The organism is Ensifer sp. D2-11, from assembly GCF_054161295.1.
On sequence record NZ_CP096436.1, the window covers coordinates 118,683 to 131,335 of the forward strand.

The 12,653-nt window shown below is 61.3% G+C and carries 9 protein-coding genes and 1 pseudogene; 8 read left to right on the top strand and 2 right to left on the bottom strand.

What is annotated here, in order from left to right; all coding sequences use genetic code 11:
- The first annotated feature begins 92 nt into the window (after positions 1-92).
- The 4 genes from M1D34_RS31790 to M1D34_RS31805 all read left to right on the top strand — a co-directional run bounded on the left by M1D34_RS31790 (position 93) and on the right by M1D34_RS31805 (position 6,036).
- Positions 93-860 (top strand): SDR family oxidoreductase, encoded by a 768-nt coding sequence (locus tag M1D34_RS31790; protein ID WP_088196158.1) that lies wholly within the window; start codon positions 93-95, stop codon positions 858-860.
- A gap of 11 nt (positions 861-871) precedes the next feature.
- Positions 872-2,653 (top strand): Rieske (2Fe-2S) protein, encoded by a 1,782-nt coding sequence (locus M1D34_RS31795; protein ID WP_498786623.1) that lies wholly within the window; start codon positions 872-874, stop codon positions 2,651-2,653.
- A gap of 421 nt (positions 2,654-3,074) precedes the next feature.
- Positions 3,075-4,259: an MFS transporter gene (locus M1D34_RS31800; protein ID WP_498786625.1), complete on the top strand. Its 1,185-nt coding sequence runs from the start codon at positions 3,075-3,077 to the stop codon at positions 4,257-4,259.
- A 661-nt stretch (positions 4,260-4,920) separates the two neighbouring features.
- Complete coding sequence (locus M1D34_RS31805) at positions 4,921-6,036, top strand: metallophosphoesterase (RefSeq protein ID WP_498786627.1); 1,116 nt, start codon at positions 4,921-4,923, stop codon at positions 6,034-6,036.
- Positions 6,037-6,316: 280 nt separating this feature from the next.
- On the opposite strand, the pseudogene M1D34_RS31810 reads toward M1D34_RS31805, so the two are convergent.
- A pseudogene (locus tag M1D34_RS31810) lies at positions 6,317-7,153 on the bottom strand (LysR family transcriptional regulator).
- 155 nt (positions 7,154-7,308) lie between these two features.
- On the opposite strand from M1D34_RS31810, the gene M1D34_RS31815 reads away from it, so the two are divergent.
- From M1D34_RS31815 to M1D34_RS31825, 3 genes are read left to right on the top strand one after another with little or no spacing between them, the layout of a single operon-like run.
- Positions 7,309-7,755: a (2Fe-2S)-binding protein gene (locus tag M1D34_RS31815; protein ID WP_498786629.1), complete on the top strand. Its 447-nt coding sequence runs from the start codon at positions 7,309-7,311 to the stop codon at positions 7,753-7,755.
- Positions 7,756-7,768: 13 nt separating this feature from the next.
- Entirely contained in the window at positions 7,769-10,015 is a 2,247-nt protein-coding gene (locus M1D34_RS31820) for a xanthine dehydrogenase family protein molybdopterin-binding subunit (RefSeq protein ID WP_498786298.1), read from the top strand.
- Positions 10,012-10,386: a c-type cytochrome gene (locus tag M1D34_RS31825; protein WP_498786300.1), complete on the top strand. Its 375-nt coding sequence runs from the start codon at positions 10,012-10,014 to the stop codon at positions 10,384-10,386. The genes M1D34_RS31820 and M1D34_RS31825 overlap by 4 nt, the downstream gene beginning before the upstream one ends.
- A gap of 194 nt (positions 10,387-10,580) precedes the next feature.
- Here M1D34_RS31825 and M1D34_RS31830 read toward each other — a convergent pair whose 3' ends face one another.
- Complete coding sequence (locus tag M1D34_RS31830; RefSeq protein ID WP_498786302.1) at positions 10,581-11,420, bottom strand: MBL fold metallo-hydrolase; 840 nt, start codon at positions 11,418-11,420, stop codon at positions 10,581-10,583.
- A 471-nt stretch (positions 11,421-11,891) separates the two neighbouring features.
- Between M1D34_RS31830 and M1D34_RS31835 the strand changes: the two genes are divergently transcribed.
- Positions 11,892-12,647 (top strand): SDR family NAD(P)-dependent oxidoreductase, encoded by a 756-nt coding sequence (locus tag M1D34_RS31835; protein ID WP_498786304.1) that lies wholly within the window; start codon positions 11,892-11,894, stop codon positions 12,645-12,647.
- The last annotated feature ends 6 nt before the right edge of the window (positions 12,648-12,653 follow it).

Here is a 12,653-nt window from a genome sequence, read left to right on the forward strand (position 1 = left end):
TTCTCCGCCAGGGCGCGGGCGAACTGGTTCACCGGGGGCATGTGAATAGGCCCACACGTTACGGCTACTCGCAGCATGACGAGAGGAATGAGATGAATCCGAGCTATGACTTCAAGGGGCAGGTGGCGCTGGTTACCGGCGCCGCCAAAGGCATGGGACTGGCGACAGCGCGGATGTTCGCCGAAAGCGGCGCCTCCGTCGTGCTAGCCGACCTGGACGGCAATCTCGCCGCGAAGGAGGCCGAGCAAATCGTCCGAGACGGCGGCATCGCGACCGGCATCGCCTGCGACGTTTCCGACGAGGCGCAGGTAGTGGCCCTGGTCGACCGTGCGGTTGCGGAGTACCGTCGGCTGGACATGGCGTTCAACAATGCCGGCATCCAGGTGCCCCCTACCGATGCCGCCGACGAGGCGATCGAGCAATTCGAGCGCGTCACCGCGATCAACCAGCGGGGAGTGTGGGCCTGCATGAAGCATGAGTTGCGCGTGATGCGCGATCAAGGGAGCGGTGCGATCGTCAACTGTTCGTCCTTGGGCGGTCTCGTCGGCCTCCCGCAACGTGCAGCCTATCACGGCACCAAGCACGCGGTGCTCGGAATGACCAAAAGCGCGGCGCTCGAGTATGCGCCCCACGGCATCCGCATCAACGCGGTATGTCCCGGAACGATCGACACGCCGATGGTCGCCGACATGCTCGCGAAAGGCGAGCTCGACATGGCCGAGGCGGTCCGCAACCAGCCGATCGGTCGTCTCGGAACCGCCAACGAGATCGCAGCGGCCGTCCTCTGGCTCTGCAGCCCGGGAGCCAGCTTCGTCGTCGGAGTCGCGTTGCCGGTCGATGGCGGCTTCACCGCGCAATGAGAGCTATACCGATGGATGTGCCGACCTCAGACTTTGTGCACGCCTGCAGTCTCGCTGAACTGAAGGCCAAGGGTGGGCTCGTGCTGCATGGCCGCCATTCCCCGATCCTGGTGGTTTATGACGAGGGGCGCGTTTTCGCCCTCGACAACCGCTGCCCACATTTGGGCTTTCCGCTCGATCGCGGCAGTGTGGAGGACGGTATCCTGACCTGTCACTGGCATCACGCGCGCTTCGATCTGGCGAGCGGCTGCACCTTCGATCTCTGGGCAGACGATGTCCCGAATTTTCCGGTCGAGGTGCGTGATGAACAGGTCTGGATTAAGCCGTCGTTAGCCCATGCCGACGCTTCGAGCCACTGGCGCGGTCGGCTCGACGACGGTCTGGCCCACAATCTCAGCCTCGTGATCGCAAAGGCCGTGCGCGGACAGCTAACGGCTGGTGTGCCCGCACCGGAGATCCTGCGGCAGGTGGCGTTGTTTGCTGTGCAGAACCGTGACGGATGGGGAATCGGCGCGACCATCCTCACCGCGCTCGGCAACTTACTCGCAGTGCTGCCGGAAGAGGAGATTTACCTCGCGCTCTTCAACGGCGCCCGGAGGGTCGCCGCCGACTGCGACGGCGAGGCGCCGCGACGGAAGCGTGACCCGCTTGCGAGCCGGCACGATCTTTCGACGCTCCAGCGCTGGCTCCGGCACTGGTGCGCCGTACGCCATCGCGAGGCCGCCGAACGCACACTGCTCACTGCAATTGCGGCGACTGAAACCCCGCCGACCGGCCTGGCGCGCCTGCTGTACGCGGCGGCGACGGACCGAGCCTTTGCCGACGGCGGGCACTCACTCGACTTCATCAACAAGGCATGCGAGTGCCTCGACCTGATCGGTTGGGAACATGCCGACACCGTGCTGCCGAGCGTGGTCGGGCAGATGGTGGCGGCGCGTGGCGCCGAGGAGACCACCGTATGGCGCCACCCGATAGACCTTGTCGCATTGTGCGATAAGGCGGCGGCGGACCTCGAAGAGACTTTCGAAACTGCGTCCCATACCGATGGTTGGTCCGATCATGCGCAACTGTCCGCCGCTCTTCTCGGCGACGATCCGAACTCGATCCTGGCGGCGCTCAAGGCGGCGGTTCGGGCGGGGGCTTCGCCTGCCGATCTCGGCCGTTCGTTGGCCTACGCCGCGGCGCTGCGCGTCGCGCGCTTCGGCAGCGCGAACGAACATGCCGACTGGGAGACGGCCCACCACGTCTTCACCTACGCCAACGCCGTCCATCAAGCGTTGAAGCGAATTGGGAGGGACAGTAGCGAGCCGAATGCCGGGATCGACGGGGTCCGGGGAGTGCTTCACGGGGCGATGGCGGTCTACCTCACCCGCTACCTCAACGTGCCACCCGCGCGGTTGCCCGGCGAAGGCGGCGAAAGTTTGGACGAGCTTCCCGACATGATCGAGGATATCGGGGCGGCTTTGCTGGGAGCCTTCAATCGCCAACGCCAGGTCGACACGGCCGCGCGGCTGGTCGCGCGTAATCTCACGCTCGGCCATCCGCCCGAGGCGCTCATTGCAACGCTCGCGCACGCGCTGCTCCGCGAGGATGCGGGCTTCCACGCCTATCAGATGCTCGATGCCGGCGTGCGGCAGTTCGGGGAGTGGGGCAACACCGATCAAGGCCGGCACATCCTGGTCGCGGTCGCGCGCTACCTTGCGGCCCATTCGCCCACCGAGCGGGCAATGTTTCAGACAGCTGACATTGCGCGACGACTGCTGCGCGGCGGCCAACTTCACAACGAAGTATGACCTTTGCAGCGTCGCATTCGACCGGTTGGAGAAGCCGATTCCGGAGGCTGGCGGTAAATGAGCCTCTTGCGGTGAATGGGAACTTGCAAACGCGTCATCACCAGCATTGATGAATGGTGCTCATAACAGCATTCAAAAAGCCCTGGATTATGGCGGGGCGGTGTCATCACTATATATTAGCTGGCGCATTTGGGAAGGCCGACGTTCATCACATCGAGTTTTGGTGTGGTGCGCCGTGGTGTTTGGGTGTCACGCTCGGCCTGAAGCTGTCGCAGGGATTCGCGCTCGCTGACAAGAGTGTCGAAAGCATCCATTAGAGACAGCGCAACCTGCTCAAACAGATGGCCCAACGCGCATGAGGGCGACGGCCCAAAGCGCCGGAAATTTCGAATTCTCACCCTTGGAGCTTGGTGCCCCACCGATGTCGATCTCTGATGGCATTTCTCGAAGGTTCGGGTTCATTGCGGCAACCCTCGCGCTGCTTTCCACTTTTGCCGCCTCAGCGGCTCCGATCCCACTCTATGGGATCTATCGTGAGGCGGAAGGCCTCACCTATCTCGACCTGTCTCTGACTGCGGTCGGCTACTTCGTCGGTACAATCGTGGCACTGGTGTTCCTCGGTCGTCTGTCGAATCATCTCGGGCGTCGTCCAGTGGTTCTGGTCTCACTCGCATTGGCGGCTGCCGGTTCGCTGGTCCTGCTCGACGTGCAACATGCCGCTCCCCTGATCCTCGGGCGTGTGCTGCTTGGGCTCGCCTGCGGCGTGGCGTCCAGCGCGACCAACACTTTCATCGTCGACAATGCGCCTTCCGATCCCCAGTGGCTCGCCGCGGCAGTCGCAAGCACCGCGCCAATGGTCGGTCTGACGATCGGTGCGCTCGGCTCGGGAGCGCTGGCCGAATATGGCCCGATCCAGCGAACCCTTCCCTATCTGGTCGTTATCGCCGGTCTGGTCGTCAGCGCCTGCATGGTGATGATGAGCAGGGAAACGGCGCCGTGCCAACCAGGTGCGGTCGCTTCGCTGCGCCCGACGGCGACATTGCCAGAAGCCAGTCGAAGGCTCTATCCGGTGGCGAGTTGCACCTTCGTCGCGACCTGGGCCTTGGGTGGGTTCTACCAAGCATTCGGACCCGCAATGGCGACGGATTTGCTCGGCTCGACAAACACGCTGATCGCAGCCGCCGTGTTTTCCTCAATGATGGCCCCAAGCGCAGTCGGTGGACCTCTTTCTGGACGATTATCCCCGGCGAGCGCGCAACGCATCGGCATGGTCGCCTTTACGCTATCGGTCGGCGGCATTCTTCTCTCCTTGTGGGTTGGCGCCGTTGTTCCTTTTCTCGTCGCAAGTATATTCGCCGGAACCGCGCAAGGCGTAGTATTGACCGGTAGCATCCGCGCGCTCGTAACGCCGGCCTCCGCGCGTGAGCGAGCCGGAATCTTCTCGCTGATCTACGCCACCTCCTACAGCGGCGCGGCGATCCCATCCTTCCTTGCCGGACAGTTCTCTCGAACGTTTGACCTTTTCGAGCTTGCGATGGGCTACGGCTTGCTGGCTGTCCTTACCTGCGTGATTACCTTGCTTGCCGCTAGAAAACCCGCACCTTAGCGCAAGCAACCAATGCTCCCGATCGCCCCGCCCGTTCCTGGGCCGCCGCTGCCGGGCGGCCGTGGGCGGCCAGAGTCGAGCGCGTCGAAGGCTTCGGAGAGCCGTCGCTCCAAACTGCTGCGATCTTGTTTGCCGAATTGGAGTTGGTAGACGGCATATAGGAGAAGTAGTCTGATGACCTTCAGTGAAAAAAGAACTTGGATTATAACAGCTGCCCCTCCGGTCGCTCGACGAACACGCTGGGATCTCCGTGGGAGATCGTCATGGCCCGGCGAGGTTCGTTTCGAGCAGCGGTCCAGCACGAAGTCCAGAAAGAGTGGACCCGGCTCGCATTTGGCTTTGTCCCACCTCCCTCGACGCCTGGTTTGGGACACGGACCTCTCTCGAAGTGAACGTCAACTAATCTCTCGCCAGGATAAACGTCGGACGGGGAGGCCTTCGAAATGGATGCGCTCCTGTTTCTGGGTAGCGGTCGCGAGTTGTTCTAACAGCTCCGCTCGGCGTTGCGGGCAACACGACCGTTCAACGCTTCAGCTTCCAAGTTCTGAACATAACGTGAGTAGGCGGATGCATCATGGCGCGCTAACACCGCCTTCGTCCTCCTTCATACATGTGGCGAGTGTGATAGATCATCCGCAGGCCGCCGAAATAGAGACCATCAATGTTCCATCTCGCCAAAGCTCTTCTCTGCCTGTACGTCGTCGTCCGCTTCCTTCTTCCTTTGCCAGGGCCGCGCTGGTTGAAGGGTTTACTGGCCGTAGTGCTGATGGTCGTGTTCCAGCACAGTCTGATCAGCCTCTTCGTGTTCGGCACGATGTTCTCTCCCGAAATCCCCAGGATGGCGATTATCTGGGTGAACTGGCTATCGGGGGTCGTCCTCTTCCTCGCCTTCTTTCAGTTGGTCCTTGATGTCGCTCTGCTGCTTGCGGTCGCAGCGCGCCGCCGACGCTTCCGGATCCCACAGGCGGCGCGGTACGGCGTAGGCATTGGGGCAGTCCTTCTAGCAGCGTTCGCCGTCAGCCAAGCCATTCGAGTACCTCCGGTCAAAGAGGTGGAGATCGCTGTCAAAGGTCTGCCAGCCGAGTTCGACGGCTATCGTCTGATCCAGCTCACCGATCTTCACATCAGCCGGCTCTTCCAGGCGCCATGGGTTGAGGAGACGGTGGCTCTAGCCAATGCACAGAACCCGGATCTAGTCGTGATTACGGGCGACCTGATCGACGGGGATCTTCAGGCGCGCAGCCTGGATGTTGCGCCACTTGCTAAACTCAAGGCCAAGGACGGCGTCTTCACCATTCCTGGCAATCACGAGTACTACTTCGGGCATGATGAATGGATGCGGCAGTACGAGGCCCTCGGGCTGCGAACGATTTCGAACAGCCATGTGGTGCTGTCGCGCGGCGAGGCGCTCCTGACGCTTGCTGGCGTGAACGATCTGGCCGCCGCTAGGTTCGATCTTCCGGGACCGGATCTGCAGCAGGCGCGCGATGGCGCCCCTTCAGACGCGCCTATCATCCTTCTGAACCACCAGCCGCGCGATGCACGTAAGGCCGCTCAGGACGGGGTGGCTCTGCAGCTCTCCGGACATACCCACGGCGGCATGATCCCGGGATTTGACCGCTTGATCGCGCGGTTCAACAACGGGTTCGTCTCCGGTCTTTACGAGGTGGACGGCATGAAACTCTATGTCAACAATGGTACGGCGCTGTGGATTGGCTTTGCCCTAAGGCTTGGCGTCCCTTCCGAATTGACGGTCGTCACGCTGAGATCAGCTTGAGTGCCGGGCGGTGGCACCGGCGGTTTTCGATTGGACCATCCGCCAGCCTCGGGAGGATTCACGGCATCAGGCGTACGCGGATGTGCTGGCCAGGGGCGGCGCTACGGGCGCCGGATCTCGTGCTGCAGTCGTGGGGAATGTGCGTCTAAGCGAGACGAAACTATGCGCTTTAAAAGAATAGAAGCGGCTTTCCGCCCGCTCTCTAACATTTCTAAGGGCGCAAAGCGTTCAGAAACTCGGTCACCACGCCATATGTGAGGGACCCGCGCAGTGACCGCAACTACGATCTTTGATATCGCAATGCGTCCACCACCACCTTGAATGCCGGGGAGTGCTGATGCCGGCTCGGATAGTAGATGTAGTAGCCGGAGAAGGGTGGGGACCAGTCGGACAGGAGCGCGACCACACGTCCCGCTTCAATATGTCTGGCGGCCAAGTCTTCCGGCAAAAAAAGCAATTCCATAGCCAGCCACCGCAACATCCACCATTGGATAGGAAGTGTTGAACGTGAGTTGCCCGTCGACCCTGACGCGAAGCTCCTGCCCGTTCTTCTCAAATTCCCACGTATAGAGCCCGCCGCCGGTTGCCTGCCGCATGTTGATGCAGTCGTGCTGCATCAGATCCTGCGGATGTTGGGGAACCATTCGACCGGCAAGATACCTGGGCGAGGCGACGGCCAACATACGCCAGTCCGGTCCAATTCTGACCGCGATCATACCTTTCTCGATACTCTCACCAAGCCTCACGCCCGCGTCAAAGCCATCCTCCACGATATTGCGCAGGCCATTGTCACGGCTCAATTCTATCTTGATGTCGGGGTATTTAGACATAATCGGCCGCAGTTTCGGCCAGACGATGGTCTCGAAAGCATGATCAGAAAGCGTAATCCTGATCGTTCCAGCCGGGGTATCACGCAGCGCCGTGAGCGCCGCCAGATCGTTCCTATCGCCGATATCCTAGGCGAAAGCGACTGAAAGACGCGATCCCCGGCTTCGGTCAACGCGACGCTTCGAGTGGTACGCGTCAGCAGTCTCAGCCCCATTCTGGTTTCAAGCCGCTTTATCGTGTGGCTTAGCGTCGACTGGGACATGCCAAGTTTAGCGGCCGCCTTCGCCATCGCCTCCCGCTTGGTCCTGTCTGATTTATGGGTCTCATCGATAAAAGTAAGCGAAACAGAGCAACTAATCCATAGCCGTGTCCTTTGCTAGCGTGTGCCGTGAGACAGTCCGCCTCTGTTTCGAGGCCGTCACTGCGCAACCCAAGGAGAGCACTATGGAACTCACCATCAATGGGACAAGACACCAGGTGGACATCGAACCCGATACCCCGCTGCTTTGGGTTCTGCGCGACGAGCTTGGATTGACGGGCACGAAATACGGTTGTGGGCTCGCCCAATGCGGCGCCTGCACGGTGCTAGTCGATGGGCAGGCAACGCGGTCTTGCGTTACATCCGTAGAAAGCGTCGCCGGCACCGAGATCATGACGATCGAAGCCGTTACTGATGATCCGGTCGGCCAGAAGGTCGTCGAGGCCTGGGTCTCCAACCAGGTCGCCCAATGCGGCTACTGCCAGTCCGGCCAGGTCATGGCAGCCACCGCCCTTTTGAAGCAAACGCCCAAGCCAAGTGACGAGGACATTGCCGGCGCGATGGTCAACCTCTGTCGCTGTGGCACCTACAATGCAATCGCCGCGGCCGTCCGCGACGCCGCTCAAGCTTGATTGAAGGTGCACCATGAACGACATGACACCAATTGTCCCCGAGGTTCTGGCTAGCGAAAACGGAAAGCCTTTCAAGGTATCCCGTCGCGGCTTTCTTGGCGCGTCGCTGGGCGCGCTTGTTCTCGGCGTCACGCTTCCGGCGGACCGGACCCGTGCGTTGGCGGCCGCGCCTGCGGCTATCACACCCGGCTCCCGGGTTGCGGCATTCCTGGAAATCCGGCCCGACAGCACGGTCCTTTTCCGCAGTGCCTTCATCGAAGGAGGGCAGGGAATCTTCACCGCCATGGCGCAGATCGTTGGTGAGGAGTTGGATGTTGACCCTGCGAACTTCGTCGTCGAAGGTGCGCCACCCGGTGCCGACTATCTACTGACGGGCGGCGGGCGATTCACGGGCGGCAGCATGTCCGTCCGCATGAGTTACGACACGATGCGTAAGCTCGGCGCTTCCGCACGGCATATGCTCCTTCAGGCGGCGGCGGCAAAGCTTGGCGTGCCTGTATCCGAGCTTTCGACTGAACCGGGCAAAGTGATCCACGTCGCCTCCAGTCGTACGGTCCCTTATGGCGAAATAGCCGACGACGCTGCCGCGTTGCCCTTGCCGGCTGAGGTTCCGCTCCGCGATCGGGCAAACTTCCGCTGGATCGGCAAGCCGTTTGCGCGGCTTGACGCGCGCGACAAATCGACAGGTAAGGCGAAATACTCGATCGATCAGACGATCGACGGCATGCTCTACGCCGCTGTCCAGCACAGCCCGCGGCTCGGCGGCGAGCCAGAGGCCATGCAGAATGAAGCTGACGTTCGCGGCATGCCCGGCGTCCATTCCGTCCACAGACTTCCGGGCGCAGTTGCCGTGGTCGCCAACAGTTGGTGGCGCGCCCGCCGCGCTGTCGAGGCCTTGCAGGTGAACTGGACCGAGGCCCCTTCCACGGCTTCGCACCCGATGCCGGCCGATTTCTCGTCCGAAGCGCATATGGCGAAATTGAAAGCGGCATCCGGCGACGGCGTAGCCTTCGAAACGGAGGGCGATGCGGCTGGCGCGCTTGCGGGCGCAACGGGCGTGGTCGAGGCGATCTATGACGCGCCTTATCTCGTGCACGGGCAGCTCGAACCCCCGTCGGCGCTCGCGCGCTGGAACGAGGATGGCTCACTCGAGTTATGGATTCCCAACCAGGCACCGGAGATGTTTCAAACCGATGCTGCGAAGGTCGCTGGCATTGCTCCGGAAAAGGTCATCATCCACTCGCCGATGCTGGGCGGCTTCTTCGGACGCCATTTTCTTTACCAGACAGCGAACCCGTATCCCCAGGCCATTCAGCTTGCGAAGGCGGTGGGGCGTCCGATCAAGCTCCTCTGGAGCCGCGAGGAGGAGTTCCTGCGTGACGCGCTCAGGCCGATGGCAGCGGTCCGTTTCCGTGGCGGACTTGATGCCAGCGGTACGCCGGTGGCACTCTCGGCGGTCGCGGTCGGAGAAGGACCCACAGGCCGATGGTTTGGTCGCCAGCCCGATAAGGTCGACAGCTCCGCAGTCGAGGGTATCGCCGGCAAAGTCTATGCGATCCCCAACCGGCGTGTCGGCCAGATCCACGTGGATGATCCCGCCATCATCGGCTTCTGGCGTTCCGTCGGCCACTCGATGAACGACTTCTTCTACGAGACGTTCCTCGACGAGTTGGCGGATGCAGGTCAGCAGGATCCTTACGAGTTGCGTCATCGTCTGCTGGCCGGCAGCCCGAGGCACAGGACGCTTCTAGAGGCTGTGGCCGATCTCGCCGGCGGATGGAAACGAGGTCCGTTTGTTGCCGAAGACGGCACTCGGCGCGCGAGAGGGGTGGCCATGGCCTCGCCCTTTGGCAGCGAGGTGGCGACGATCGCCGAAGTCTCGTTGCAGGAAGGCGAAATCGTCGTCCACGACGTATGGGTGGCGATCGATCCGGGCAGCATCGTCAATCCCGCAATTATCGAAGCTCAGATGAACTCGGCCGTTGCCCTCGGTCTTTCCTCAGCCCTCCTGGAGGAAGTCGTCTACGTGGACGGCGTGCCGCAAGCACGAAACTACGACGGCTATCAGATCCTGACGCCCGATCGAATGCCACGGGTCCATGTCCGGATCGTGGAAAGCGGCGCGCCCATGGGCGGTATTGGCGAGCCAGGATTGCCCGGCGTTCCGCCGGCCGTAGCCAACGCCCTTTCGGTGCTCGCCGGCAAGCGCATCCGAAGCCTGCCTCTGTCCAAACTCGATCTCAAGGAAGTCGACGGTTGAAGACGCTCATCCTTGCCTCATTGGCCTCTCTCATCATGGCAGGCGCTTATGCGCCTGCTTACGCCCAAGGAACGGACGCGTCGCCAGGCGAGCGGCTGTTTCAACAGCGCTGCGGCACCTGCCATCAGCTTGCCACTACTCGAAACGGTGTTGGACCTCATCTGCAGGGTGTGATCGGCCGGTCGGCTGGAAGTATCGAGGGTTTCAAGTATTCTCCCGCCCTTAAAGGATCCGGCGTGACGTGGACGCCGCAAACCTTGGAGACCTACCTGACTAACCCGGGCGCTATGTTACGCGGAACGCGCATGACGCAGCGCTTCAACAACGCCGAAGAGCGGCGCGCGATTATCGAGTTCCTAGGCTCGCACTAGGGCTTTCGAAACAACCTGGCATCGTGGCGGCGTCGTTACTCGGCGTCGCCACTCGGGACTTGCCCTTTCGCGGATCTATGCGCCACTTCGATGGATGCAAGCGAGCCGCGGCGGCTAATTCGATTTCGGTTGGTTGAAGGCTCGTCGCAGCAACGCTGGCCGCAGGCTGGCGTTCCGAAGAACCCTCGCGCCCGTCAGCCCCAGTCGCGGTCTGACAGCGGGGAAAAGCGATAGCCATCCCCAACGCGTTCCACGTAGCCAAGTCCTGGAAACGGGAAGTGGTAGAAGAAGGCTGGCATCGCCCGCGACGCCAGATACTCCAGCGTTCTAAGTCGTGTTTCGACACCCGCGTCAGGATCCGTATCGAAAAGCATTTTCATGTGGGGGTGGGATAGCTGACACTGGTGATGAACGATATCGCCAACGACAAAGAGCAGGTCATTATCGGAACCAATCACAAAGCTGGTATGTCCGACGGTGTGGCCCGGCGTGTGCATTGCAGTGACGCTTGGAAACGTCTCCTGGTCGTCGACGTGAAACTCCAATCGATCGAGGTTGGGCACGAGATTGCGACGTGCCACAAGTGCCGAACGCTCCCCGCGGGTGCCAAGCCGGTCATCGGCCAACCAGAATTCAACGTCGGACGCATGAAGATGAATTGCGGCATTTCGGAAGTTTCTGTGCCCGTCCAGGTCCATTATCCCTCCCACATGGTCGAGATGGGCATGCGTGGGAATAATTGCGTCGATCCGGCCCAAGTCAAAGCCCGCGGAAACGAGCCCCGCATGCAGTGGATTCAGGCCGGTATCTCGAAACGGTGCGCCCGTTTCAAAAATCGCGATCCGGCCTCGACTCCTTACAGCCAGAACGTTCTGTTCGACGACAATCCTGCCTTTGCTGCTAAGTTCGCAGACCTCTCCATGATCGCAATGCGCCGAATCAAAAGCCTTATCCGGTTCGCCGATGTCGAGCGGACCGGCCGAAACGACATACAATTCCACGTCTCCAACCTTGCCGGTGTTCTGCGACACCATGAGGGGAGGGGGCGCCTCTGTCGTAGTCTGCCGATGACGCACTTGACCTCCTGTTCAAGCTTGAGAACCCCACAAACTTCCATGCTCCAGAAAGAAGTGCTTGAAAACCGCGCTCGAGGCAAATCGAGCATATAAGCTCTACTTATCGCCATGATGCCTGCGCGCACAGGAGGGACGGTGAACGCTAAACGTGCGAGGCGCATATAACATTATGCTATATGTCTGAAATGGTGCAGATTCCACATAACGGATTGATAGGTAAGGGGGTTTCTCGCAGCTGAATTTTTCAGCTCGTCGCACATGCCGGTGATCATCGAAACCCTGCGTTGACAAAGACTGGTCTGAACCGAATACCGTTCGTCCTGCGAGCGCATCGGGAGACCGCTCCGCAAGAAAGATCGCCGGTCGATATTGTCGGTCACACCCGGAGCCGACCCTAGTGACGCTCCAGCATGCAGTGGAGGAAATGGAATGAAGCGCTTTGAAGGCCGTGCCGTGATCGTGACCGGTGCAGGCAGCGGTATCGGTGCTGCTTGTGTTCGGCGTCTGCACGCTGAGGGGGCAGACGTGGTGGCAGTCGACGTCACCCAGGAATCGGTGGACAAGATCGTGTCAGAATTTGGCGGCAGCGATCGCATCTTAGGTGCCGTGCTCGACGTCCGCGATCAGGCTGCCGCCCAAAATCTGGCAACCGGCACACGCGCGCGACTCGGCAGACTGAATGGATTGATCAACTGTGCCGGGATTACTGGCGTTGCGAGCATACTGGATGTCGAGCCGGAGAAGCTTGAACGCGTCATGGCGGTCAACCTGGGAGGCACCGTCAACATGTGCCAGGCCTTCGTACGTGCCGTGCGCGACGACACCGGCTCGCGCGCCATCGTAAATATTTCGTCCGGGGCGGGCGTGATGGGGGTTCCCAATCGCCTGCCCTATGTGGCTTCCAAGTTCGCCGTTTCTGGCATCACGAAGTCGATGTCGCCAGAACTGGGACCGCTGGGCATTCGGGTCAACGCAGTGGCGCCTGGAATGACCAAGACGCCTCTGGTCGAGTACATGTTGCAGGACCCGGCGGCCGTAGCCCGCATCAACGCAGCACATCCGATCGGCCGCATGGGAGAGCCGGAGGAGATTGCAGCGGTGATCGTGTTTCTCCTGACTGACGATGCCAGCTTCATGACCGGCGCCGTCGTTTCGGTGGACGGCGGCCAGACGGCCTGCCTGTAGTGGACA